Consider the following 26,149-nt stretch of genomic DNA (forward strand, 5'->3'; position numbering starts at 1 on the left):
ACCGGCTGCAAACGACATGCAGCCGGTTTCTATCTGATTCGGGTCAAGGGGTCAAAAATCCTACCCATTCAGGTTATTGTTCCAGCACTTTTTCAAGCTCGCCGAACCATTGACCCCAGCCATACTTTGCGCCTTCGACTCCTTGAGCATTTGAGAATCCGATGTGTTCGTAATGAAGGTTAATATTTCCGTCCCCTCAAAATCATTTTCCATGATCCACTTGGCAAGCTTGCTAGAATCAGTTAAGGCTGACCAAAGCTTCTCAATCGATGTCGTGAACTGAAAATCTAAAGTTAAGGATAAACTTATTCTTCCACCTCCACAACTAGTTGGATTCACAATCGCGTCAAACACAACATACTCTCCTACCTATTATTTCCATGGGACAGCGTTCCTTACACCAGCCTTAAAGTATGCGGCTCTTCGGACGTATCGCAAGCAGTGTGAATTATCCTCTTAGCATCAAGGCACAGACAAGCTCACCTTGTAGCATTCCTTTCCCTCCAGGTGGAATCTTGATCAAGCAATCGGAATCTTTAATAGATACCGTAACGCTTGATTGATCCATTCCGACAGGCTTTACGAATACCTTGCCATCGATTACATATGCCTTTCCGCGAACATAGCGAGGATACGCATTGACCTTTTGAAAGTTTTCCCCTAAAAATGCAGTAAACTCTTGCGCATATCTATTTTGAATACCCTGCATGCCCAAGATAACGGGACGAACGAAGAGCTCAAATCCAACAAAGCACGCTCCCGGATTGCCTGACATGGCAAACAAAAATTGATCATTCCAAATTCCTGCGGACGTAGGGCTTCCGGGGCGCATCGCTACTTTGTTAAATAGGACCTTCCCATTCCATTTTTCAAAAATATCTACGAGAATGTCGTAGTCGCCTACTGATACTCCGCCTGATGTGATTACGAAATCCGCAACGGAAAAGGCTTCAAGAATAAGAGTTTGTGCCAGGTCCGCTTCGTCTGGGATAGACCCCATCAGTAACGGAATCCCTCCTGCCCCCCGAATAAGTGCTGCCAGCATGTAAGAGTTACTGTTTCGAATTTTACCTGAGCAAAGTGGCGCCTCTACTGGTAAAAGCTCTGAGCCTGTTGCAAATATCGCGATGGTTGGGCGCTTATATACTTTGACGCGAGAGAAACCGAAGTTAGCCAACAATGCAGTCTCGCCAGCGAGGATAACTGTACCATTTTCCAGGACACCATCGCCCTTTGTGATTTCGTGGCCAATCGGAGTCAGGTTCTGCCCAGGATGGATCTCTTTTTTTATCGAAATGTAGGTTTTGCCATGTACCTCTAAGTCTTCTGTCATTTCCAGCATAATCACGGCGTCTGCTTGTTCAGGTACCATGGCTCCCGTCATGATTCGGGAAGCCGTTCTTTGCGATAATTGTTTTGTAGGAAGAGCGCCACACGGAATGGTGTCGATCACTTCCAAAAGGACAGGCGATTCAGGTGATGCCCCGCGCGTAGAACTGGACATGATCGCAAAACCATCCATCCCGGAACGCCGGAAATGAGGCATGTGATCAGGCGCAATCAAATCCTCCGCCAACGTACGACTGTAGGCGTTTTCCAATGAGACTTCTTCCACACCCAGTTGCTTCAGATGTTGCTCAATTCTGCGCTGGGCTTCCTCGACTTGAACCGCGTTTCGGCGAAATCGATTTACGCTTTCTACTCTATCCATATCATCTACACTACCCTCCAATTTGAGACATGCGCCTTACGGTTGGTACATGCGACTGACTCTCATCGACCAAAGCCTTGGCCATTTCGTGATTCCTTGGTTTGATAAGCAATGCTCGCAAAAAGAGCACGCGTACCGCTTCATCATTGCCAATGCACTTACGAACGTTAAATTCATCTGACCAATATAAGCATGGTTTGATGTTTCCATCCGCTGTCAAACGAAGCCGGTTACATGTTTCGCAGAAATGATCGCTCACGGGATGAATAAGCCCAAAACTCCCCTTTGCGCCTTCAATGCGAAAGGTCTGTGCGGGTCCGTTGCCACGCATCTCATGACTCTCAGCTACTTTCGAGCCCAATTGATGACAGCGTTCCAATACGGCGGTCAATGGCAGATAGGCTTGCTTCCATCTCATGTCGTTGTGGCCGATGGGCATGTACTCAATAAATCGAACTTGTAACTGACTATTGATCGTAAGCTGAAGAAAATCATCTATTTCATCATCGTTGATCCCCTTCATAAGGACGACGTTCAACTTAATCGGATCTATCCCTACCTGTTGACATGCGTCTATGCTATCCAGAACTCGATGGACATCTCCACCGCGGGTAATGAGCGAAAAACGATCCGCTTTCAATGTATCCAGGCTGATATTCACACGGTTCAAGCCTGCTTCTTTTAATTGTTTGGCTTTTTTCGCCAAGAAAATTCCATTGGTAGTCAAAGCTATATCTTCGATTCCTGGTATTCCTGCTATCGCAGATACCAAATGTTCAATTCCTTTACGAACCAATGGTTCTCCACCTGTCAATCTTACTTTTTTGACCCCCATTTCGGCCAAAACCCTTACAACCTCGGTGATTTCGTTCAAAGACAGGATATTTTCATCAGGTTCAAATTCCATTCCATCAGCAGGCATGCAGTACACACACCGCAAGTTGCAACGATCCGTTACAGAAATGCGCAGATAATCATGGACACGACCAAATGCGTCCACCAATTCACTTGGAACCACTGAGCTTTCCCCTCCCTACCTCTGCAATTCGTTCGGGCCACGTGTACACATTAAACGACTGATTTCGAATAAAACCAACCGTGGTAATGCCAAGCTCCTGTGCTAGACGAAGAGCCAATTCAGTAGGAGCTGATTTTGATAAAACAACGCTGCATCCAATCTTGGCTACTTTCAACAATACTTCCGAAGAGATCCGGCCACTAAAGGCCATGACTTTATCTTCAATAGATACGGAATGCTTCAAACAATAACCGAATAGTTTATCGAGAGCATTATGTCGTCCTATATCCATCCGTGAGAGGACGATTCCGCTTTTATCGCACAAGGCAGCATTATGAACGCCCCCCGTATGTTGAAAGAGTTCTGCAGATTGTTGCATCTCTTTCATGAGTCGAAAACAATCAGCACTCGTAACCGAGACTCCTTTGGCTTCCACCTTCTTTACCGTTCGCGCATCATTATAAAAGTAAAAACTTTGCCGACTTTTCCCACAACAGGAAGAAACGTATCTTTTCGAGTGAAACATCTGATTGTATTTGTTCACTTTTTTTGCTTCTACATAGGCGTGGCCGGTTGTTTCGTCGATAAAGAGATCTGCAATATCGGAATACGAGTTTATTACTCCTTCAGACGCCAAAAAACCAATGACAAGTTCATCGATGTTTTCCGGGCTGCATACTAAAGTCGCAAACTCTTCCTGATTCAACATGATCGTAATCGGTGACTCTGTTACGATTGAATCTTCCACTTCCTTTAACGTACCATTTTCATAATGCAGGACATGTGATAAAACGCACACAGGTTGAATCACGAGTGTTTCCCCCTTTCCCTCACATATTGATCAAGAAATCGGTCTATCCAAAACATAGACGGTCATCGCAATATCCTCTTCAATACTGATATCTGAAAAAATCCTCACGATCTTTGCATGGATGATCTCTTCGAGCTTTGCTATTACTGCAGGGTCGTTGTAAATGTTCTTCACGAGCTTCGTGCGCGCATCGTGTACCATTCGCTTGCCTTCTTCAGACAGAATCATAAATTTTTCTACATTTGTGAGGTTCCCCTTCATCTCGCAGATCACCCATGGACCACTAAAACGTGTAACGATTTCTCTCGGACCGTTACCAACGTATTCTTTTCGTATCTCACGAACCAGCATGCTGAATTGATGTTCGAGGTTTTTCGTCATTCAATGTTCTCCTTTAATTCCCCCAGCTTGTTCTTACGAGGAGCCAGCAACATGTAACAAATGACCAGAATAAGAATAACAAGCGATAGAATCAGATTATTCATAGCGTCATCCCGATTGACGATGATAAAACGTACGGTGCCGGTAATCCCGATATAGATGAGGTAACGCAGCGGAAAGTGATACTCTTCCTTGAAATACTTGACGATCATGGAAACAAAAACAAAGTATAGGAAAAAGGCTAAGACTTCCTCCAAAATATCATGAACGTTAGTATTACCAAAAAGTGCAGCGGTCACAATGAAATACAGTTCACGTACAAGATAAAAGCTCAAGACCAAGCCCAGAATTATGAGTGAACTATTTAATATCCGTTGATAGAAGTACACGATCGTTGTCGCTTTCATCATTCCTTTAAGCCTTCTCCTAATCCTTTCAGCAGGTTTATTCCAAAACCCATCGCCCGATTGATGTCTGGGTCACGTAGAGCTCTCATTACATCGAGAATACCCACCTTTTCTCCAGAGCGCAGAGCATCATCAGCCCTTAGTAGACCCTTTGTAACCCCGCCCATCAGCTTTTTTGTCATTTCAGGATCTAGCTCTGCTAACCCACCTGCTGCAGCCATTGCATTATTGATTATATTGGTGACAGGAGGGCGCACCATTTGGCCCACTACAATCTTGGCAATATCCTCCTTCGCCTCGACGGCGGCGTTAAGTGCTCCAAGAATTCCACTTTCGTGAAGTTCCTGGAGCAGCTTGATCGTTGCCTGGATACCTTCCGGATTTTTGGCGAGCGCTTGTAAGACACTTTCTACCGTTTGATCTTGTTTTTCTTTTTCGGTTAGAACGGGTTCAACCACCTTTGATATCGGTCTTGCCATTATTTTTTACCTCCCACAACGTTTACATCTGCAATTGGTTCATAATCGTCTCTTGCCCATTTGCGTTCTACTTGGACGCCCAGCTGAGGGTTTCGCTTGGCATAACGGGGATTGTACATGGGCAGTGGAGTCATTCCTTTTTCTTTGAGAAACTCCATGCGTACCTTTGTTTGCTTGTATGCAGGAGTTTGTGTACGAACGTCCCCGACGCTCCCGGTCAAAATGTTAATGGCATTTTCATGACTGACCGAGTGCATCGGTACATACAGCTCTTTACCGCTTACTCGATCTGTCACGAGGACACGAAGCTTGATCGCACCGTATGGAGAGACGAGACGTACCAATGAACCGTCCTTTAGCCCCCGCTCGCTGGCAAGCTCAGGGGAAACCTCCACAAATACTTCTGGCAGCTTATATTGGATGCCCTTTGATTTATTCGTCATGTTTCCTTCATGGAAATGTTCCAATAGTCGTCCGTTGTTCAAGGTAAGATCGAATTCCGCCGGATACTCCATAGGCGGAACATATTCGACGAGCGAAAGTCTCGCTTTTCCGTCTGGGAAATTGAATTGTTCTTTGTACAGAAGCGGCTCATCGGTACCATCTTGTTTCACCGGCCAAAGCAAGCTGCTCCATCCTTCTAAACGATCGTACGAGACTCCAGCATAAATTGGTGCCAGGCTCGCAATTTCGTCCATGATTTCACCAGGGTGTTGGTAATTCCAATTTGCACCCATGCGTTGTGCGATCAGTTGGATGATCGACCAGTCCGGTTTTGATTCTCCCAGTGGTTCCATGACTTGATACAACCGCTGAATACGTCTTTCGGTATTTACAAAGGTACCCTCTTTTTCCAGGGATGGAGACGCAGGCAAAACGACATCGGCAAACTGAGCCGTTTTGGTCAGGAATACGTCTTGTACGACAAAGAAATCTAGCTTGCTGAGCGTATCATGCACGTGGTTGGCATTGGAATCGACCCAAGCCATGTCTTCCCCCATCAGGTACATGGCTTTCAGTTCACCTTTCTCCACCGCTTCCAGCATTTCGATATTGGTCAGGCCTGGTTTGTTAGCGATCGTTACGCCATACGCCTTTTCAAATTTGGCTCTCGCGGCATCATCCGTAATAGGCTGATACCCTGGAAGCCAGGTAGGGAGTGTCCCCATGTCGCATGCGCCTTGTACGTTGTTGTGTCCACGCAATGGATAGGCTCCTGCTCCTGGTCGGCCGTAGTTTCCTGTAACAAGCAAGAGATTGGAGATAGCCGCAGACGTATGCGAACCCGCGATATTCTGAGTTACACCCATTCCCCACAGGATGCACGTGCCATCTGCTTCGTGAATCATTTTGGCTGTTTGAATCAATTGTTCTTTTGTCAGCCCTGCTACATCCACAGCGTAATCCAGCGTGTATGTTTCGAGCATTTTCCGATACTCGTCAAAATCGTTTACCCGTTGTTGGAGAAAGTCTTCGTCATGCCAGCCTTGATCAATGATGTACTTCGCGACTGCTGTCAGCCAGACAAAATCAGTCCCTTGCTTTGGATGGAGGAAAAGATCCGAGCGTTCGGCCATTTCATGCTTGCGTAGATCAGAGACAATCAGTTTTTGATCGTATAATTTCTTTGCCCGTTTGACGCGGGTTGCCAAAACAGGATGGCCTTCTGTTGGATTCGCCCCCACGATGATGACCAGTCCGGCACTTGCGATATCTTGAATCGTACCCGAGTCCCCGCCGTGTCCTACCGTTGCCAGCAAGCCATCAGTAGCTGGTGCCTGGCAATACCGTGAGCAGTTGTCAATATTGCTTGATTCAAATACTTGTCGCGCCAGTTTTTGCATGAGGTAGGCATCTTCATTGGTTGTTTTGGAGGAGCTTACAAATCCAAGCGCATTACCACCGAAATTTTGCTTAATGGAACCCATACGCTCGGCAATTAGTGAGAGTGCTTCATCCCATGTAGCCGGCACAAATACGTCTCCTTTTCGGATCAAAGGTGTAGTCAAACGCTGATCACTGTTAACAAAGTCCCAACCGAACTTGCCCTTCACACAAGTAGAGACGCTGTTGACTGGAGAGTCTTCCGTTGGTTCCACTTTTAGAATGTGGCGGCCTTTGGTCCATACCTCAAATGAACAGCCGACGCCGCAGAACGTACATACGGTTTTTGTTTTCTTGGTCCGTGTTTCCCGCATGGCCGCTTCGACTTCAGAGATAGCGAAAATGCTGCTGTAACCAGGCTCAACTTCTTTAATGAGATCAATCATCGGATTCAACAGGTCTTTTTTGATCCCAGACATAAAGCCAGCTTCACCGAGCATGGATTTTTCCATCAGCGCATTGCATGGACAGACTGTTACACACTGACCGCAAGACACACAAGATGAGTCATTAATCGATCGATTGTCATCCCAGATTACTCTTGGAATCTCTCGTTCCCAATCGATGGTGAGCGTTTCATTTACCTGTAAATCCTGACAAACCTCCGTGCAGCGTCCACAGAGAATACATTGATCGGGATCATAACGATAAAAAGGATGTGACATATCCACTTCTTCCTTTTTCTCGCGGAATGGGCGTGTTTGGTGGTCAATTTCGAGCAGCTCTGCCGTATTGTGAACCCGACAATTTCCGTTGTTGTTGTCGCAGACGGTACAATACAGCATGTGATTTTCCAATATTCGATCCATTGCTTCTGCCTGTGCACCTTTTGCTATTTCGGAGGAGGTTAGGATATTCATGCCTTCCTCGATAGGCGTCGAGCACGCGCGCATGATTTTCCCGTCAATCTCACACATGCACGTATCACAAGTTTGAATGGGCCCTAAAATGGGTGAGTAACAGATGTGAGGGTGCTCTATTTCGTGTTGTAGCAAATAATCCAGGATACGGGTTCCTTCCTCCGCTTCATGCTTCACGCCATTTAGTTCAAAGCTGATTTTTTTCATACTCTCTAAACCTCCAAGAAAATAATAAAAGCCCACCATCAAACAACCTGGGCATGAACACGTGAACATGCACAAATTGTTTGATGGTGGGCTAATTCCTAAGCATCCAATGATACTCGTTATCCGTCCCAACGTACCTATGAGTGAGATCAGGATGATTCAGCAATTCGTCATTACTAACCATCAATGATCAGTTACGGCTACATTATATCACTCGACTTATATGGAAATCCAACTTTTTTTATGGAAGGATACTCAAAACAGGCTACTAAATACGTCCCGTATAGAGCGCAACAATAGGCGGAACCACCCTCCCTCTTCCATCTTTTCTGCAGTGACCAGGTTAACGGTTTTTTCTTGGACCGTATCCTTCCCTTCCATTTGATAGGTGTAAGTAACAGTCCCCGTCTTTGTTCCGGCATCAAAAGGTGCGGTAAGCTCGTCTATCTTGAAATTCGTCTGAAATGTAAGCTGAGAAGCATCGATGCCTTTTGGTACAAGAAATTGAACAGCTTGGTCAGTCAGCACAGGAACCTCTGTCTCTTTCCCCTTTTTCACTGGAATGCTTTCCATGCCTTTTGCCGAACGACTGGCGGCTACGACTTCTTTTACTTCAAAGTGAGTAAAGCCATAGTCAACACTTTTTTCGTCTCTGTAAATCGTTTGGCCACAGATTCTGTTCCCATCACGACACTGATCAAGCGCATTCCATCGCGCTCGGCAGTACCCGCAAAGCAATAACCAGCGTTGTCAGTAAATCCTGTTTTCAATCCGTCCAGACCCTCATACGCGAATTGCTTGCGATTTGTTGAATGTTCATTCGATTCTAGCATCCAATTTGTACTTGTAAGAGGTTCACTGTCTGAAGCCCGAAACTTATAGGATGGAATAGCGGAAACTTCTAATAGATCAGGGTGATCCTGGATGATATAGGTAGCCAGTGTCGCAACGTCCATTGCGGACATCTTATTTTCCCCTTTTTTCTCAGGCCGGAAATCAATCGGCATATCCGCACGGTCAAGTCCAGTTACATTGATATAGGTTGTATGTTTCATTCCCATCCGTTTGGCTTCCAGGTTCATTCGTTGAACGAATTGCTGCTCAGAGCCGGATACGTATTCCGCAAGAGCAACGGCAGCGTCATTAGCAGAATGAACGAGCATCGCAGTATACAGTTCTTTTACAGTGTGGGTATCCCCTTTAGCAAGATAAACACGTGAGCCAATCGTTTTAGAAGCATTAACTTTGACGGTTACAACATCGCTCCATGAAATGTCTCCTTTTTTGACTTTGTCCTCGACAATGTATCCTGTCATCATTTTCGTCATACTTGCAGGAGCGTAAGGCTGATCTGCGTTTATTGACAATAAGACTTGTCCTGTTGATGGTTCTAATAGCACGGCCGCTTTTGCGTCGATCGCTTCTGGTGATAGTGCCTGAATAGTGGCTGGTTCACCAAAAGCAGAAGCGGGAACAACAAATAAACAAAGCAATATCATTACACCTAGGAAATGATTCCTCCAGGTTGATCTTTTGCGCTTGTAAGGAATGAATAATTCATTGTTTTTGTTCAACATGATCTCTCCCTTGATCTACAAAATCCCTTTTTGGTTATGGAATGACCCGAAATATAAATAATACCCCTTATCTCTCCTTGTTGGAAAGACAAAGGGCATCGTTTTGGGGAGAATGTGATTTTGCAGACGTTGTTGTCCACCCGGATCGTCAAGGCAAGAATGTCTTCGATTATCCTCGGTCTTCCAATGCCAGACCGTCTATTTGCCATTTCATGATTCCACCGCTCAAGTTCAAAACATCTTGAAAGCCGTTCGCCTTAAGGATGCTTGCCCCCATGGCGGACCTGGCCCCAGAACGGCATTGTACAAGAATCGGCTTATTATGAGGAATCTCATCAAGCCGCATAGCGAGTGTCCCCAGCATAATGTGCTGTGCATCTGGAATATGCCCTTCATTCCACTCAGCTAGATTACGTACATCTACTACGTGCACCTCTCCCTTTTCCACCCGTTCCGCAATCTCCAAGGGTGTTACCTCTTCAATTGTTCCGAGCGTAGACGCTTCGCTTATGGCCATGAGCTTACGGCTGTCGATAAAGCCTGTGACATTGTCGATGCCTACGGAATGCAAGGCTAACAAAATCTCGTCCAGCTCTTCCGGGTTGGACAGGATATGCAAGGGGCGATTGTAATCGACGATCCAGCCCGCCCAGTTGGCAAATGATTTTTGAAAAGGAATGTGGAGTGTTCCCTCGATATGCCCCTTCGCAAATTCCTGGAAAGGTCGTGTATCGACAATCTGTCCGTTTTCCAGGCATTCCTTGACCTGCTCCAGTGTGTCGAGCTCTTGGACATCGGGGAGCTCCTTGAGTAACGCAGGGCCTTCTTTATTGACGCGTTTCATCACTGCAAAATAATTGGGGGGTTCTGGTTGTCCGTCAAGCAATGTCTTGACGAATTCCTCTTCATTTGTGTGTGTCATCGCCCAATTAAAGAGCTTTTCATATCCGACAGTAGAAGACGGCACAGCTCCCAGTGCCTTACCGCAAGCACTCCCTGCCCCATGGGCTGGCCATACCTGCAAATATTCAGCAATTGCTTGAATTTTTGGAGAGACTGAAACATCGCTCTTGCCCCCGATTCGGACGTCCCCATAATCCCCGCCGCTTTTTCCAGCAAGTCTGGTCTGCCGATATCTCCGACAAAGACGAAATCTCCCGTGAAGATCCCCATGGGTCGATCTGCATTCCCGCCGTGGTCCGTCAAAAGGAAGGAGATGCTTTCGGGTGTATGGCCAGGGGTATGCATGACTTCAAAGAGCAGGTTTCCAATGGAAAAGCGATCCCCGTCGTGGAGAAGCTGGTGATGCACATCTTTCGCGTATCGATATTTCCAATCTTCATCGCCCTCATCGGATAAAAATAGCTTTGCCTGATAGGTTACACCCAGTTCGCGAGTGCCAGAAACAAAATCGGCGTGAATATGGGTTTCGGTGGCGGCTACAATTTTGACTCCTTCTGCTTTGGCAGCTTGAAAATACGGAGCCAGATTGCGGCTGGGATCGATCAAGATCGCCTCGCCAGTTTTTTGGCAACCAACCAAATAAGATGCATGTGCCAGCTTTTCATCGTAGAAGTAACGTAACAACATGGTGCATCCCCCCTTCAACTCGTTTTTGCCTTACATCAATCCTTTTAGCATACCATTCCAATATAGGATGGGAAGCAGATTTCTTTTCATCAGATACATGCTGAATCTCTCTTCAGACTGGTCAAAGGGAAATGTTTCACACGGCTCCAGGTTGTAATCAAATTCGGCGAGTACCAGTTTGTTGTACCCCGTTACGAGTGGGCAGGATGTATATCCGTCGTATTTTGCGTTCAAGGAAGTATCATTGATCAGCGCAAGAAGGTTTTGTTCGACGACTGGCGCTTGTTTGCGAATCGCAGCCCCAGTTTTAGAAGTAGGAAGATTCGTGCAATCTCCAATGCCGAATATGTTGGAAAATCTCTTGTGTTGTAGCGTATATGGATCGACATCGACCCATCCTGCTGTGTCTGCTAGCGGGCTGTCCTTAATGAAATCGGGGGCTTTCATGGGTGGGGTCACATGAAGCATGTCATACTTCCATACTTCCTGCTCTTTGGTCTCCAGATGCTCGAACACGGCTTCTTTGGTATTCGATCGTATTTCCAGTAGGTTTCTCTTGTATCGGGTATCAATGTTCTTGCGACGAATAACGTTATGGAGGGTATTTGCATACTTGGGAACGTCGAAAATACTTCCCTTCGCCGATGCAAAAATGATCGCTGACTGGTTCCGCACATTTGTCCTGCGGAAATAATCATCAGCCAAGTACATGATTTTCTGTGGGGCCCCACCGCACTTCACGGGTGTATTCGGGTGTGTAAAAATGGCAGTGCCGCCTTTAAAATTCCGGATGTTTTCCCATGTACTTTCTACGGTTTGGTATGCGTAATTGCTGCAAACGCCATTCTTCCCGACGGTATCCTTCAGCCCTTTTACCCCATCCCAGTCTATTTGCAGACCGGCAGCAACTACGAGATAGTCATAGGAAAAGATGGCTCCCTGCTTCGTACTGAGCGTGTGTTGTTCTGGTTGAAACGAGGTGACGGCATCGCATACCCAGTCAACTCCAGCGGGGATCAGGGAGGAGAGTTCACGCTCGGATTCTTCCTTTCTCGCAGCGCCACCCCCGACTAACGTCCACAAAGGCTGATAATAGTGCTTGGCTGCGGGATCGATGATGGCGACTTGTCCCTTAAGCCTTTTGCAAGCTCGGACGATACGGGCTGCCACACTGATTCCGGCAGATCCTGCTCCCACAATGACAACGGAATAATGATCTTGTTTTGCCATATTTTCCTCCTTTGATGGTCCGTTCAGCTCGGACAAGTCCATCAGCACATTTGAATGCGTACTGATCTTCATCTCGAAAATGGTAAAAGAATCTCGACGATTGTACCCTTGTTGATGTCACTTGTGATGGTGATACTGCCTTGATGATCTTTTATGATCTTATTACTAACAAGTAAACCTAATCCAGTACCCTTCTCTTTCGTGGTATAAAAAGGTTCTCCGAGCCTGGGTAACAAGTCCTGAGAGATGCCACAACCATTATCAGTAAAGCGAATCAGGACTTGGTTATCGCTGATACATGTTGTTTCTATGCGAATATCACCATTTGCTGAGATGGCATCCAGGGAATTTTTCAGGATATTGATAAATACTTGTTTGAGATGATTTTCTTCACCATTGATTACGATCGGTGTCACACAGAATCTTGTATGAATGGCAACGTTATTGAAAGTAGCTTCCGAATCAAGCAGCTTTACCACGTTTTCAAGGAGAGGGTGTAATAGTATCGGTTTTACATGGAGATTTTGCGGTTTGGCTAAAATAAGCAGCTCGCTCACGATAAAGTTGATTCGATCTAGCTCTGACAACATAATATCTGTGTAAGGAGAGCCCTCCGATCGTGTGGGCCGTAAGTACTGAATAAAGCCTTTTAGGGAAGTAAGTGGATTTCTTATTTCGTGGGCGATACTTGCAGCCAATTCTCCGATGACTGACAGCTTCTCTGTTCTCCGGAGAAGTTCTTCGTTTTGCTTTCTCTCCGTAATGTCGCGAGTAACGTTGATGAAGTACTGATTTTCTCCGTTAGAAATGAAAAAGGGCATTCCTTTCGATTCCAAGTATATCCATTTTTCGTTCTCCAATTTGTATCGATACTCGCAAGTAATAGATGTATTCAATTGAAGCATCGTTGAGAATCGCTCACAAACGATTGGAGCATCTTCGGGATGGATGCTGTCAAAATGAATTTGGCTCGTACCTAATTTCTTCATATGGGAAGGTGAACTATACGAAACGTGTCCGTACTTATCAATGACTGAGATGAAGTCAGCCGTGTGTTCAGCAATGAATCTGTACTGTTCCTCGCTCTTCCGCAAAGCTTCTTCAGAGTGTTTTCTCTCTGTAATATTGCGCGAAACGATTAAATAGCTCTCAATCTCAGCGTTGTCAGAAAAGATCGGTACACAACGTGACTCCAAATACACCCATGATCCATTTTTATGTTGGACTCTGACCTCAATTTGCACATTTTTTGGGTAAGTGGAAATTAAGTAACGCAGATCCTTTATTGTTTTTACATCATCGGGGTGAATGAAATCCAACGTACTCGATTGAAGATATTCGTCCTGTGTGTATCCCAAGTGGAGCTCGACAGAAGGAGATACAAACAGTTTATTCATGTGTACATCATATTGGCTGATCACGTCGTTTGTATTCTCTACGAGAATCCGGTATTTCGCCTCACTTTTCAGGAGAGCTTCTTCAGCGATTTTGCGGTCCGTTATATCTCTGGCGATTACCGACGTGCCTACGATCTTCCCGGTTGTATCTCTTATTGGCGAAGCTGTTAGACAAACCTGAACGATCTGGCCATCTTTTGTTTGACGTGTGGTCTCATATCCAGAAATTTTCTCACCTACGAATTTAATGCCGTGAAAAATTTCTTTCGTTTCGTCTATTAGATGTTCAGGTACGAGGCAGTATGGATCATCAAGGACGTCTTGATATGTCCAACCATAGATTTTTTCAAAGGCACTATTCACAAGTAGTACATTACCCTGCATGTCTCTAATTGAAATAGCGTCAGTTGTCGTTTCAACTAGAGATTGAAGCAGCTCTTTCATGTTGATCTGTTCTTGAGTAAGATTTGTTCGCAGAGTATCTTTATCCATGGGTTTATACCTTCCTTAAATAAAGATTGTGAATGATGGTAATATTCTGGTTTTATAATAAAAATCCTTGTGAAAATATCTATCACACTAAAAAGATACCGCCCCCAACTGGAGCGGCACATATCATCTACTACTTTTCATTGGCATGTGGATTACATCGGGATGTTGCCAGTCAACCTTTCCCGGGTATCGATGTCTATGCCAGAAAGTCGTTTGAGAAATGTCGCTCGCCAATTTTCGGACAGCTCCTCTACTTCCAGCAGCTTTTTCATGCCGTCGATATTCTCCTTCTCTTGAGATGCATGATTCGGTTTGCATAAGACACCGTGATAGCTTTCGGATGACAGGAGAGCCTTGTCAATTTGTCTGAGGGAGATACAAGCCCTTCTTTTAACACACGAAAATAAAAGCCAGTAAAGCCTGTCTCCTGTACCTTTAGCAGCATTTCAGGTACGCCATAACGCACCGATAATTTATAGCAGGGCTGTCTTGGCTGACTAACCTGTACGATCGCTTCTCCTAGCTGAAAGGTATCGCCGATGCAAACATCCGTCTCTACTAATCCCCTGATTGTGAGATTTTCACCAAATGCACCGTATGCCAGTTTCCTCTGTAATGCAGCTTCCCAGAATGGATAGTGTTCATAGGGATAGACGCATACGGCCTTCTCCTTCCCACCGTGGTGGACAAGATCTGCCTGCCCATCTCCGTCGAAGTTTAAAAAGGATAAATAAAGAGATTGATGGATAGGGTTCTTGAAGATGCCGGTAGAAATCTCCTTATTTTGATACGGTACCTGTTTTGGTTTACCAACATTCATCGAAAGGATATCTGTATGTTCCACTAGCGTTCACCTCATCATTGTATGGAATTCACTATTATAACCATGCAAATTCACTATGATTTGTCCTATAATCATAGGTATTACCTATTCATAGATGATGATTCGTCGGAGGGATGAGCGGTGGAGCTAAGGCAATTGGAGTATTTCATGACACTATGTGAGGAATTGAATTTCACTCGTGCTGCCGAGAAATTGGGCATTGCACAGCCTTCACTCAGTCAGCAAATCCGCCTGCTGGAGCATGAAATCGGTATACAGCTGTTTGATCGCGTCGGCAAACGAACCGTTATGACTGAAGCAGGCAAAACATTGCTTCATCATAGCTATAATGTGTTTCATGAGTTGTCACAGGCGCGTGCAGCGATTAGTGAGCTGCAGGGCTTGAGCAGAGGCGCATTAAAGATTGGTGTCCTGCTGACGGTCGTCAATTACTTGCTTCCGCCTACGGTTATCGAGTTTCACCAACGTTATCCGAAGGTTGAATTGTCTGTTTTCGGAATGAGGACCGGCGACATTTATGAAGGTCTTTTGAAAAACGAGCTCGATTTAGGCGTTGTATTTTTGCCGATGGCGCATGATGATTTGGAAACCATTCCGCTCTATACAGAAAATCTGGCCCTTGGGGTATCTGTGGATCATCCGATTGCGCAAGAGCCATTTGTTTCGCTTGATATTTTAAAAGAAACGCCGTCCATTTTATTGCCTGGTACGTATTATTTGCGTCAGTTGATTGACGAAAAATGTCGTGAGCTGGGTTTCTCGCCACAGCCAGTCCTGGAAATGACCACGATGGAATCCATTACGAATATGGTTAGACAAGGTGTAGGTGTCACGATCCTTTCAAAAGGCTACCTTGACTATATTGCCGATAAACGGATTCGTACGATCCCTATCAAGCACCCGAATCTCACGGCACAAATCGGAATCGTTTACCGGAAAAACAAGTATTTGTGCGCAGCAAGCCGCGTCTTTATGGAGCAGCTGATTGCCACCGTACAACGTGATGATGCTTCATGATCCAAGGTACATTAGTCATCCGTGGAGGTTGTATGCTCTGGGCATTCCTTCAGGGATGCTTCGTGTGTGAGATACTTTTGTGTGAGCGCGCAAAAGTGTGGTGCACTGGAAGTACCTGTATTCGGCCGAAAATGAATGCAGCCTAAGCAGGGCTCCGCTACAACGAGATGACCACTTCTTTGCATGGCTGTTATGACGGCTCCGAGTCCGATCTCGAAATCCTCCAGGACCTCATCCGGGATCGAATGAAGGACGTCCTCCAGCGTGTACCCCCATTTCTCAAGGCTCTTAGCAGCTTCTTTTCCCTTCGTGGTCAGTTGAAGCAGGGTCACTCGGCGGTCTTCTGTTTTTTGCATTTTGCTAATGAGCTCTTTATTGACGAGTCCATTGATAATCTTTACAGCTGTCACATGCGTCGTTCCTATTGCATTGGCAAAGTTACCGATGGTAGCCACATCGCTTCGCGTATACGCTGTGAACAGCAACGCATGAATTTGTACGGGTGACAAGCCCTGTTCATCACTCTCGGCCTGTGTCGCCTTTTTAATCGCCTGCGACATTCGGAATAGAGCCATCATGATACGGGCTGAGCGATTGTCCTTGCGGTGCTGGGGATCAAAAATCATGAGCTTCTCTTACCCTTCCATGTTTCATTCTTCGATCATTGTAAATGGAAACATGGTCGTAGCATAGCACATTGTAGAGTGAAGGAGGCGCCTTAACGGACACCTCCTTTTTCAATCTTAGCTGTTTTTTACATCTTCCAAACTTGCCCCAAAGTTAATGTGGTAGACGTTTCCTCCAATTACGAGTGCAGGAACGGATTGAATACCAGCCTTCTCTGCTTCGTCCAGGCGATGACGCTCTGTACCAAGATGTACGATTTCTGTATCGATTTTTGCTTTGTCCAGGTAGTCTAGTACAACTTGCTCCGCATCTACACAAACTGGGCAACCTGCATGATAAAAAATAGCTTTTAACATTTGTAATCAGCTCCATTTCTTTTTATGTAGCATTGCTACACATTTGATTATAGGAGCGACCAGCCATAGGAACAATTACAAATTCCCTATCGTTACCATAGGGAAAAACGATGATTTTTCTCCATAATCGGTGTAGTTAGGCCATCTTCGCTTTTTTCAACAAGACATGGACAATCAAGCCCCGTTTCGGGGAGGGAGTAATGGTGATACTGCCTTCATGATCTGCGACAATCGCTTGAGCGATCGACAATCCAATCCCGCTTCCTCCCCTTTTTCGTGTACGTGATTTGTCTACGCGATAAAATCGTTTGAATAGGTGGGGAATCTCCTTTTCTTGGATACCGATCCCGGTATCTTCTACAACAATATGTACAGTATTTTCATCGCTGTATGCTCGCACCGTTACATGCCCTTCATCAGTGTATTTCCGTGCATTATCCAGGAGGATATCCAATAACTGTCGAATGCGCTCGCGATCCATCAGAAGAAAAAGGGCTTCTTCCCATTCAAAAGACAGCTTAATTTGTTTAGGGTATATCGGGACCCAGGCTCGTTTGACTTCAAGAAGGAGCGGCGTTAGTGGCTGTATGACTTTCGATGATCCCGGTTGAGAGATATCCTGCAATTTGGCTAGCGACAACAGGTCATCAATGAGCTTGAAAAGTCGTTTACACTCCTGCTGTATGGCAACGAGCGCTTCCTCTCTAACTTCAGGCTTGTTCTGCCCCCATCTTTGCAGAAGACTCACATACCCTTCGATAATAGACAAAGGTGTACGTAACTCGTGAGATGCATCTGTCACGAATCGCTGCTGAGAGACCATCGATTCTTCCATGCGATCTAACAGCAGATTAAAGGCGTGGATCAGTTCGTAGATTTCGGTCTCCATATGATGATGATGAATTCTTTGGGATAGACGCTGAGGGAAAATGGAATGGATTTGCGCAATGAGGTGATCGAGAGGCTTAAGTCCCCAGTTACTCAGCCAATAACCGCCGATGCCCGAAAGAAGCAGAGTGAAAAAGGATGAGAAAAAAAGGATCGTGAGCAAAATGGAAAAATACCACTCCAGCGCTTCTGTCGATGTTGAAATTTGTACAAACAGAAGTTCTGATGTGAATGGTAACTGAACAGGTTCTTTTGCGAGCAAGGTTCTTTCATAAAAGTCTTTGGGCTCTCTATTCCAATTTGCTCCCTGTATCGAAGCGATTTGATTGCCCTTTTGGTCTGTTATGAATATGAATTGATTGATATCCGCGTAGTTGGTGAGTAAACGAGTCAAATAGGTAACCTTTAGTGCTGCTTCTTCCGTGATTTCCGTCTTTATATCGGCTGCGATTGCCGTTGCTTTTTGATTGAGCAATTTTTGCTCATGTTGATGGACGAGATTGGAGGTGCTAAAAAAGATAAATATGGACAAAAAGAGAAGTAAAACCAGCATACCAGAGCTAAAAAACAGCGTGAGTCTCCATTTAAGCGAGTATTTGCGATGTGTAAGCACTGCGATCACCTTTTAATCTCGTAGTGTATAGCCAATTCCTCGAACGGTATGAATGAGCTTGACCGATGGATCACTTTCGATTTTGTTCCGCAAATACCGAATATACACATCCACGATGTTGGTGTTCCCCATAAAGTCATATCCCCAAACGGCTGTGAGGATTTGTTCCCGTGAGACGGCTTGCTCCTTGTGCTGAACCAGATAAAGAAGTAAATCATATTCGCGTGGTGTTAACATGAGTTCCTCTTCATCGAGGAACACACGCCGAGCGTTTGGTTGTATACGCAATGGCCCCACTAGTATCTCCTGATTTGCTTTTGCTTCCCGATGACGCAATAAGACTCTAATACGGGCAAACAGCTCCTCGATCGCAAATGGCTTTGCAAGGTAATCATTGGCGCCACTGTCTAATCCCGTAACAATATCCGGGACGTCACCACGAGCGGTGATCATAATAATCGGGACCTCTTTGGTTTCCCGAATGCGTCGGCACAATTCAATCCCAGATAATTCGGGGAGCATGACATCCAGGAGGATGAGGTCGTATTCATTTGTCATGGCTTTCTCTAATCCTGAAAGCCCATCGTACTCGATGTCCGTTGCAAATCCTTCATTTTCTAGCTCCAATTGCAAGTATCTAGCCAAGTTATGCTCATCTTCAACGAGCAGCAAGTAGCCTTTGCTATCCGGCATTGACATGGGATCATCTCCGTTTGAATATCTTACCAACAGTTTTCTCAGGAAACTCTCATGAAATTCTACCGGGAATCTTAGTTTTGTTCTGTACGATGAATGCGTGGATGAGAAACACACAATGAGACCCCACATCAGAAGGAGGAACATCATGACTAAGCGAAACTGGAAAGGTAGAACCAACACGGTAGTAGCCATCCTAATGGGAACTTCTCTTCTAATGAGTGGACAAGCCTACGCGGCTTCAGAGAATACTTACACCTCCACAGACACATACAGTCTGGATCAGAACAACGAGCAGGCAGAAAATGATCAAGCTGATCAAGTGATCCGAGAAGAGGTACAAGTCGACCAGACAACCGATCAGGTAACAACTCCTGAGAGTATTCCGAATAAACAGAACGATAGCGATGACTCCTCTTCCGCTATCGCCGATCAGGTCATTTCAAAAGGAATGAAGTATGAAGGCGTTCCGTATAAGTATGGTTCTAGCAAAAAAACTACGCGTACATTTGATTGCTCTTCCTTTACACAACGGGTGTTTAAAGAAGTTGGAATTAAACTGCCGCGAGATTCTCGCCAACAGTCCAAGGTAGGTCAATCTGTTTCGAAGGATCAGCTGCAAAAAGGAGATCTTGTCTTCTTCCGTAGCTATGGCAGCTCGTCTGATCGAATTACGCATGTCGCCATCTATGCAGGAGACAACACACTGCTTCATACTTATGGAAAGCCAGGAGTCACGACAACGAAATTCGAGGGGACTTCATGGGAAAAACGCTTTGAAAAAGCAAAACGTGTGATTTAGGTATAGACTGATCCATAAAAAGAAAAAGCGGTGGTTTAAGACTGTGTTAATAAAGTCTTAGACTACCGCTTTTGTTGTTAAACTAAGGTACCCGTTCGTTTCACTTGGCCACTTGTTTAACGGCCTCTCATTCACGACTTCGACCCACAAGATATTGACGTTCTTGTGCCATTACACTTTTTGAACGAGAAGTGGAGCGACTTACAACAGACCGTTGAAATAATGGGTTACACGTTTGTGGACTTGCAAGAACATGAATTTCGTAAGGAAGGAATCAAACTGGCATTTGCTTTTATGGAAGATTTGGCTGATTTTGCAGGTGTAGATTACACAAGACTTGAACGAATTGAAATAGATGGAGCGAAGTATCAAACATTAAGTTTAGAAGATTACGTAAAGGTTTATTCTAGATGCTTAACTGACAGCTATAGAAAGACAAAAAACAATAATAAAGATGTAACAAAAATAGATGTGATTAAAGGATTGCTGCAGTCTCATTAAACTAGCGAGATCGATAGTTGAATAAAAGAAAAGCTGAAACGTTGTCAACGGTTTCTCGTCAAATGGAGTGAAACTTCAAATATTGACGAGGTGGCTACCATGAACGTTAGACAAAACATCATGTCTCTTTCCGTTATCGCTTTGTTAACCATATCTTTTGCCCAACCGAGCTTGGCTGCAACGACTCCATTTACGGATCTTACCCATACGGGAGCTAAAGATAAGATTCTTGCCTTACAACAACAAGGCGTGATAAAAGGCGTAGATGACAGCAAATTTGCACCTGATGAAAAGATGACAGCTGCGCAAGGTATTCAACTGATTGTTAACGCTTTTGATCTGAATTTGGCAGCTATCAAGTTTATCAAAGCGCCGCAAGCCACTGATTATTATTCCAAAGCGGATAACGATGCTTGGTATGCAGAGAGTCTGATCATAGCGGCAGTTCACGGTTTTGAGTTACCAGCCGATCTCGACCCGAATGCAGAATGGACGAAAGAGCAGTTCATTCACCAACTGATGAAAGTAATGGAGTCGAAAGGCAATCTGCCTATGATCAAGATTGCACCTGTTGAAATCCAGGATCAAAATGAACTCACTGCCTCCTACCAAGGCTCAGTCCAACGAGCACTGGCAAGAGGCATTCTCAGCCTAGATAAAGACAAAAAGCTCCATCCGCAAAAGGCTATTACGCGTGAAGAAGCTGCTGAAATGATTTATAATGCCCTTGCGTATTTGAAAAGTCATAAGCCACTGAACTAAACGTTCCATTCTTTCCACTAAAAAATGCAGCGATCCTCTTCATGAGGCGCTGCATTTTTTGTGCATGTTAACCAGTAATCATTCGATTCACTTGCCCGGTGATTAACAGCATCGCTTGCAACACAGGCATCATGCTGACGAGATCATGGGAATGGAAGCGAACGGTACGTCCTTCGATGAGCTCAATTCCAGGCATCCAGCTAGCTGCTGTAGCAAACTGTGATTTGGTAAACTCGACTTCGATTGTATTCTCAGCTCTTTGTTCAAGCGGTTTTACTTGACTACGCTGGAGCAATGCCTCTTTTGCCTGCTGGCGGATCAGCTCTCGTGCACGAACTGGATGCATAGCTTGCGACGAGAGTCCTGTTATCCCCGTTTTCACGGCGACCGTAAAGACACCAGGGATATCCTCCTCCACTTCCTTGGCGGTTTGCGAATCACCGGTAACCAATACGACAGGCACACCAAAGGCTCCCGCGATAGCGGCGTTTAAACCTGCCTCGCCTACCTCTTTTCCATTTAACATAAGTCGATGGATGGCAAGGCCAGACAATGTGTGATTGAGCACAGCATCCCCTGTTCCGGCTTTTCCATGATAGCCAATGAAAAAAGCGGCGTCGCAGCTACTGTCGATCCCCTGCATCATACAAAGAGGTTTGAAAAAACCACGAATGACATCTGCCTGGGGATGCAATTCCTCCAGAATGATATTATTCATCGGTCCATGTGACTCGTTGACGATAATTTGTGTTGCCCCAGCTTCCAAGGCACCTTCAATCGCCGCATTCACATCTTGTGTCAATAGCCGCCGTCCAGCTTCGTAGTGTCTGCGGCCAGGAATGACGTCTTCCCACTCGCTAAGTCCAGAGATCCCTTCCATATCCAACGAAATGAATACCTTCATGCGAACCTGCCTCCCGATCTATGATTAGATGACTTTCGGTAGCTGACGTGATCCCAGCGCCAGTCTTTTGATCTCACCGTCTCGATTGCGAACAAAACGGACGAGTGTATCGGCGTTGTGACGTGTGAACAGAAACGTATCCTCGCCAACTGGGCGTAGGGAGAACTCCTCACTCCCTAAAGCGAGTACGAGCTGGCTATTTGCCTCATCAATCCCGATCTTCACTGTGTCTCCTTCTCCGGATTGATAGGTGCCGGGACATTGCTGCAAGCGGGCAAGCGGTACATCGAAATCGTTGAAGGTGGCAAACTGCGTCTCAAGTGGACGTCCGAACAAACTGTTTAACAACCCTAACGTCAGGTTGGTAATCGGGGCATCATCCATGTTGGTCAAAAGTACGCCCGTCACTCCCGCTTCCGGGACGATGATCATTTGTGCGGTCATTCCTTTCAAGCCACCCGTATGCGTAATCAAGGTATAGTCCTCGGAAAATGGAAGTACACCTAGTCCATAACCATAGCTGCGGGTCAAATCAATCGGAGCGTGAGGGGCTGTCATTTGCTTCACACTTTCTCTTGATAACATTTGCGTGCCTTGGGAAAGCCCGCCTGTTCGATATATTTCCGCATAGCGGAGCATGTCGCGTGCGGAAGATTTGAGGAAGCCTGCTGCACGCATAGAGGGAGAATCCCACCATCCGGGAGCGCGTACTACTTCACGTACGCCGTCATTCATTCGAGGGGTGTACAGCATCGTACAATTGTCTTGCTCGACTAATTCCTCCACATGAAATACCGTTCGTTCCATGCCAAGCGGCTGTAAAATATGTTCGTGGACATATGCCTCGTACGTTTTGCCGCTGACACGTTCAATGATTGCGCCAAGCAAGCCAAAAGCTTCGTTTGAGTAACTGAATTCAGTACCCGCAGGTCCCAACAATTCAAAGGGCAGCTTCTCTATATACGCCATGAGGTCCTCGAAGGTATCGATTGGGTGTTTACAATGCGCTTCAAAATGGTGGAGTAACTCTTCTGCTGTGGGATCAGCTTTTAGGCTGGGTAGCATAGCGGGAATAAGAGATGGAAGTGGTGGAAACCCGAGGGTGTGTGTCATGAAATGATGAATGGTAATGCTCTTTGTCTGGGCTTCATCCGGTGTGCGGAACTCTGGCAAGTAAGTAACGACTGGATCATGTACAGATAGCTTGCCTTCTTCCTGAAGCTGCATGATTGCCAAGCATGTAAACGACTTCGTAATGGAACCAATGCCAAACACCGTATCCAGATCGATTGGCGCTTGTTCTTCCCGGTCCCGATAGCCAAATGCTTTTTCGTACGTGAGCTCCCCGTCTTTGGCCACGGCGATGATCGCACCAGGAACCTGAAATTCTTCCATCAGCCTCTGGGTGTATGCTTCAAACGACGCTTCCCACTCATGCATTTTCATGTCATGCCTCCCTGTTTTCTTCACTTACTTACGAAAACTGAAAAACAATTACGTCGTACCGAAGTGTAAACTTCAAATTACGAAAATGTCTGAAGTTATTGCGCTAGTAGAATTATAAGCGCCCAAATAAAAAACTACAATATAAAATTCAGAATATAATCAATATTCAATTCTGATAACTAAAACCACCCTGCATTGATGCTGTTGGATTCAGTAAAAAACGACCCTTTTCAGGATCGTTTGAACTGTTACATGATTCGCTCTTATTTTTCTAATTCTCCATCGGAATCCGTCACCGCAAAGTTGTAATTGATAGAGCGGGTAAATGGTTCGCCATCCTCATTGATACCAGTTACGTCAAACGAGAGATTATAAACGCCTGGCTTTGTTGGCACTGTAAAATGACCGGAAAGCTCATCTTCTTTGACGGCAAACTTCACCTCATCAAGGACGCTTGCTTTTTCGCCGTTATTGGAACGGGTCAGGTTTGCTTGTTCCAGTGAAGATACATCAATTTCGTTTTTCCCAAGGTCGACGGAGATCTTCGCTTTGTCGCCCTTTTCGAATACCTTTTTGCTCGCTTTTACCTTCGCCTGTTCTCCGCCTTCCAGCAAACCAACCATGAAGAATGCATCGTCTGAGCCCTCGACCTCTAGTGTCCATTCACCTGCTTCGGGCTCATCCACTTCAATGAAATGATGAACGGCTTCATTGAAAATTTGGGGATCATCCTCCGATTTGCTCTTCTTGCTTCGGTCCACTTCATACTCTTTGCCAGACGGACTGATCAATGTCACGTTGGTGTCTTTCGACGATGTCATGGTGTCCAGATTGAACTGTTTGATGCCACTCTCCAGGAAAAATGTTTCCGAAACGGTGTCTTCCACTTCTCCTCCACGAAGAATGACGGAGCTCTCTTCCACTGTGGAGCCTGATTTGGAGCGGTTGGATTTGTTCTGGCGATCCCGGGCTGAGCTGGATGCCTTTTGCAATTTCGGCTCGACCAATTTCCATGTTTGCGAGGCTTTGGCGATCTGACCGTGGGAAATGTCCTTTGTGAAGCTCTTAATTCCATAAGGTAAACCGAGTGCGGAGTCAACGGAAACAGCACCGTCATCTTCGCCGGGAAGAACAGCGTGGGCAAACCAGGTAGCACTGAACCAGCCATCGTCCCCTGTTCCCGCCGACATGTATGTCTTCGTTGAACGATTTTCGCTACGGTCGTCTGTCTGTGCACGGAAGTTGGCCATGTATGATGTTTGCAGAGAATACACTGCATCGTCTTTTTTGCCAAGAATGTCAGCGAGCCACCCTGCCCAGTTGCTGTATGCCATGTCAGCCAATTCTGAACCCTTATTTGGCGTAGACAGCTGATGAACGACGTTTACATACGGATGCGCGCCGTAGTGGACCAGTGCTGTCTGCGTATCGATGCCGCCTTTGGAATGAGCGATGATATTGATTTTGGAGACGCCGTAATGGTTTGCTACCTTTTCAATCACTTCAGCGAGCTTGGCGCCGTTTGTCCACATATTGCCGCCGTTCCCGTCAGCGTCGCGCAACTGCACAAAAGCGGTGCGATACCCTGCTTTATAGGCCGCATCATAATATCCTTCAGTCGTATACCAGGTTTTGTAGGTGGAGTGCAAGCCTTGCACAAACAGAATCACTGGTTTGTCGTCAGATGCGTTGGGAGGAATGGCACCCGTGTACCAGTCGCCGAAATGACCATTCGGATTGTCGTCATGCAATTCCGGTGCTGGAGCAGCTGCGCTTGCGGCATTCGGATAGACCAGCACCGTCGATAACGTGACGGCTGCCAATAAACGGGACAGAGCTTTCTGATTCATCATGAGAACACCAACCTTCACCATAGGATTTATTGTTGCCGCACACATTTTCTAGCGTTGTGTACGGATTGCAACCGTCCGTTCTACATTCAGTACTTGTTGAATGATATCGATGATCGGATTCATTTGGTGATGAATGAAGAAATGCCCACCAGGAAACGGGTAGAATCGGCATTCGCTCTCACAATAGTCGCGCCAACCCAAAATATCGTTTAATTCAATAGAATCTTCCCTTCCATACAGAACCGACATATTGACAGGTACTTGCCGAGGGAGGTTGGCATCCATTTCGTAGGTTTGCACGGCTTGGAAATCTGCACGAATCATCGGCAGAAATAGCTCTAGCATCTCTTGATTGTCCAAGACTTCATCGGGAGTGCCTTCGAGATTACGTAAAGCTTCGATGAACTCATTGTGTGGAAGGTGGTATGTTTTCTCCAGCTTGTGATAAGCATGGGGCACGCGGGAAGCTGACAAGAATAAGTGCTGCGGCAGCGGCTCTCCACTCTGCACCAGCTTTCTTGTCAATTCAAACGCCATTAAACCACCCATACTGTGACCAAAAAAGGCAAACGGCCCTCCAACCAGCTCTGGCTTGATTCGTTGATATACCTGCTCCAAGAGCTCATAAAAAGAGGTTGGAAGAATGGTGTTTTCACTCTGAAAATGAGTGAAAGACCGCACCTCGAATGGTTCAATTTCCAAAAATGCTGGCGGTAGTGCCCGCTTCCAACTGTAATAAATGCTGGGAAGTCCACCTGCATACGGAAAGCAGAACAATTTCATTTCTTTCCCCAAC

Annotated in this window: 23 protein-coding genes and 3 pseudogenes; 4 read left to right on the plus strand and 22 right to left on the minus strand. The window is 45.7% G+C overall.

Annotation, left to right across the window (positions count from 1 at the left end):
* Window positions 1–73 precede the first annotated feature (73 nt).
* The 14 genes and pseudogenes from AB1L17_RS02510 to AB1L17_RS02575 all read right to left on the minus strand — a co-directional run bounded on the left by AB1L17_RS02510 (window position 74) and on the right by AB1L17_RS02575 (window position 14,864).
* Window positions 74–309: pseudogene (locus AB1L17_RS02510) on the minus strand (hypothetical protein).
* 139 nt (window positions 310–448) lie between these two features.
* Window positions 449–1,711: a molybdopterin molybdotransferase MoeA gene (locus AB1L17_RS02515; RefSeq protein WP_412843960.1), complete on the minus strand. Its 1,263-nt coding sequence runs from the start codon at window positions 1,709–1,711 to the stop codon at window positions 449–451.
* Window positions 1,712–1,721: 10 nt separating this feature from the next.
* Window positions 1,722–2,729 carry a GTP 3',8-cyclase MoaA gene (gene moaA / locus AB1L17_RS02520; RefSeq protein WP_412843961.1) on the minus strand — a complete coding sequence of 336 codons (1,008 nt, stop codon included), beginning with the start codon at window positions 2,727–2,729 and terminating at the stop codon, window positions 1,722–1,724.
* On the minus strand, window positions 2,716–3,537 hold the full coding sequence (fdhD, locus tag AB1L17_RS02525) for a formate dehydrogenase accessory sulfurtransferase FdhD (protein ID WP_412844120.1): 822 nt from the start codon (window positions 3,535–3,537) through the stop codon (window positions 2,716–2,718). The genes moaA and fdhD overlap by 14 nt, the downstream gene beginning before the upstream one ends.
* A 33-nt stretch (window positions 3,538–3,570) precedes the next feature.
* On the minus strand, window positions 3,571–3,921 hold the full coding sequence (locus tag AB1L17_RS02530; RefSeq protein WP_412843962.1) for a Na-translocating system protein MpsC family protein: 351 nt from the start codon (window positions 3,919–3,921) through the stop codon (window positions 3,571–3,573).
* Window positions 3,918–4,331 carry a phosphate-starvation-inducible PsiE family protein gene (locus AB1L17_RS02535; RefSeq protein ID WP_412843963.1) on the minus strand — a complete coding sequence of 138 codons (414 nt, stop codon included), beginning with the start codon at window positions 4,329–4,331 and terminating at the stop codon, window positions 3,918–3,920. Before AB1L17_RS02535 ends, AB1L17_RS02530 begins: the two co-directional genes overlap by 4 nt.
* Complete coding sequence (locus AB1L17_RS02540) at window positions 4,328–4,807, minus strand: helical membrane plugin domain-containing protein (protein ID WP_412843964.1); 480 nt, start codon at window positions 4,805–4,807, stop codon at window positions 4,328–4,330. The genes AB1L17_RS02535 and AB1L17_RS02540 overlap by 4 nt, the downstream gene beginning before the upstream one ends.
* Window positions 4,807–7,758, minus strand: coding sequence for a formate dehydrogenase subunit alpha (fdhF, locus tag AB1L17_RS02545; protein ID WP_412843965.1), 2,952 nt, complete (start codon window positions 7,756–7,758; stop codon window positions 4,807–4,809). Before fdhF ends, AB1L17_RS02540 begins: the two co-directional genes overlap by 1 nt.
* A 255-nt stretch (window positions 7,759–8,013) precedes the next feature.
* Complete coding sequence (locus AB1L17_RS02550) at window positions 8,014–8,316, minus strand: hypothetical protein (protein WP_412843966.1); 303 nt, start codon at window positions 8,314–8,316, stop codon at window positions 8,014–8,016.
* A gap of 50 nt (window positions 8,317–8,366) precedes the next feature.
* Window positions 8,367–9,251: a D-alanyl-D-alanine carboxypeptidase family protein gene (locus AB1L17_RS02555; protein WP_412843967.1), complete on the minus strand. Its 885-nt coding sequence runs from the start codon at window positions 9,249–9,251 to the stop codon at window positions 8,367–8,369.
* A 253-nt stretch (window positions 9,252–9,504) separates the two neighbouring features.
* Window positions 9,505–10,925: pseudogene (locus AB1L17_RS02560) on the minus strand (MBL fold metallo-hydrolase).
* Between the two features lie 30 nt (window positions 10,926–10,955).
* A complete protein-coding gene (locus AB1L17_RS02565; RefSeq protein WP_412843968.1) occupies window positions 10,956–12,155 on the minus strand; it encodes an NAD(P)/FAD-dependent oxidoreductase in 1,200 nt (399 codons plus the stop codon).
* Window positions 12,156–12,223: 68 nt separating this feature from the next.
* Window positions 12,224–14,044, minus strand: coding sequence for a PAS domain S-box protein (locus AB1L17_RS02570; RefSeq protein ID WP_412843969.1), 1,821 nt, complete (start codon window positions 14,042–14,044; stop codon window positions 12,224–12,226).
* 152 nt (window positions 14,045–14,196) lie between these two features.
* Window positions 14,197–14,864 (minus strand): annotated as a pseudogene (locus AB1L17_RS02575) (MOSC domain-containing protein).
* Between the two features lie 144 nt (window positions 14,865–15,008).
* Here AB1L17_RS02575 and AB1L17_RS02580 point away from each other — a divergent pair.
* Window positions 15,009–15,905, plus strand: coding sequence for a LysR substrate-binding domain-containing protein (locus AB1L17_RS02580; protein ID WP_412843970.1), 897 nt, complete (start codon window positions 15,009–15,011; stop codon window positions 15,903–15,905).
* 11 nt (window positions 15,906–15,916) lie between these two features.
* Here AB1L17_RS02580 and AB1L17_RS02585 read toward each other — a convergent pair whose 3' ends face one another.
* The 4 genes from AB1L17_RS02585 to AB1L17_RS02600 all read right to left on the minus strand — a co-directional run bounded on the left by AB1L17_RS02585 (window position 15,917) and on the right by AB1L17_RS02600 (window position 19,088).
* Window positions 15,917–16,531, minus strand: a complete 615-nt coding sequence (locus AB1L17_RS02585; protein WP_412843971.1) for a MarR family winged helix-turn-helix transcriptional regulator — start codon at window positions 16,529–16,531, stop codon at window positions 15,917–15,919.
* Window positions 16,532–16,648: 117 nt separating this feature from the next.
* Window positions 16,649–16,888 (minus strand): glutaredoxin family protein, encoded by a 240-nt coding sequence (locus tag AB1L17_RS02590; protein WP_412843972.1) that lies wholly within the window; start codon window positions 16,886–16,888, stop codon window positions 16,649–16,651.
* Between the two features lie 136 nt (window positions 16,889–17,024).
* Window positions 17,025–18,398, minus strand: coding sequence for a sensor histidine kinase (locus tag AB1L17_RS02595; protein ID WP_412843973.1), 1,374 nt, complete (start codon window positions 18,396–18,398; stop codon window positions 17,025–17,027).
* A gap of 3 nt (window positions 18,399–18,401) precedes the next feature.
* A complete protein-coding gene (locus tag AB1L17_RS02600; protein ID WP_412843974.1) occupies window positions 18,402–19,088 on the minus strand; it encodes a response regulator in 687 nt (228 codons plus the stop codon).
* Between the two features lie 145 nt (window positions 19,089–19,233).
* Here AB1L17_RS02600 and AB1L17_RS02605 point away from each other — a divergent pair, with 145 nt between their 5' ends.
* From AB1L17_RS02605 to AB1L17_RS02615, 3 genes are all read left to right on the plus strand, one after another.
* Entirely contained in the window at window positions 19,234–19,887 is a 654-nt protein-coding gene (locus AB1L17_RS02605; RefSeq protein WP_412843975.1) for a C40 family peptidase, read from the plus strand.
* A 237-nt stretch (window positions 19,888–20,124) separates the two neighbouring features.
* Window positions 20,125–20,388, plus strand: a complete 264-nt coding sequence (locus tag AB1L17_RS02610; RefSeq protein WP_412843976.1) for a hypothetical protein — start codon at window positions 20,125–20,127, stop codon at window positions 20,386–20,388.
* A 99-nt stretch (window positions 20,389–20,487) separates the two neighbouring features.
* Complete coding sequence (locus AB1L17_RS02615; protein ID WP_412843977.1) at window positions 20,488–21,150, plus strand: S-layer homology domain-containing protein; 663 nt, start codon at window positions 20,488–20,490, stop codon at window positions 21,148–21,150.
* Between the two features lie 67 nt (window positions 21,151–21,217).
* Here the strand turns inward: AB1L17_RS02615 and AB1L17_RS02620 are convergent, their stop codons facing one another.
* The 4 genes from AB1L17_RS02620 to AB1L17_RS02635 all read right to left on the minus strand — a co-directional run bounded on the left by AB1L17_RS02620 (window position 21,218) and on the right by AB1L17_RS02635 (window position 26,136).
* Entirely contained in the window at window positions 21,218–22,054 is an 837-nt protein-coding gene (locus AB1L17_RS02620; RefSeq protein ID WP_412843978.1) for a M55 family metallopeptidase, read from the minus strand.
* 24 nt (window positions 22,055–22,078) lie between these two features.
* On the minus strand, window positions 22,079–23,500 hold the full coding sequence (locus AB1L17_RS02625; RefSeq protein ID WP_412843979.1) for a serine hydrolase domain-containing protein: 1,422 nt from the start codon (window positions 23,498–23,500) through the stop codon (window positions 22,079–22,081).
* A gap of 263 nt (window positions 23,501–23,763) precedes the next feature.
* Window positions 23,764–25,350, minus strand: a complete 1,587-nt coding sequence (locus AB1L17_RS02630) for a proprotein convertase P-domain-containing protein (protein ID WP_412844121.1) — start codon at window positions 25,348–25,350, stop codon at window positions 23,764–23,766.
* 51 nt (window positions 25,351–25,401) lie between these two features.
* Window positions 25,402–26,136, minus strand: a complete 735-nt coding sequence (locus AB1L17_RS02635) for a thioesterase II family protein (RefSeq protein ID WP_412843980.1) — start codon at window positions 26,134–26,136, stop codon at window positions 25,402–25,404.
* Window positions 26,137–26,149: the final 13 nt, after the last annotated feature.

The organism is Brevibacillus jepli (assembly GCF_047229145.1).
GTDB lineage: Bacteria > Bacillota > Bacilli > Brevibacillales > Brevibacillaceae > Brevibacillus.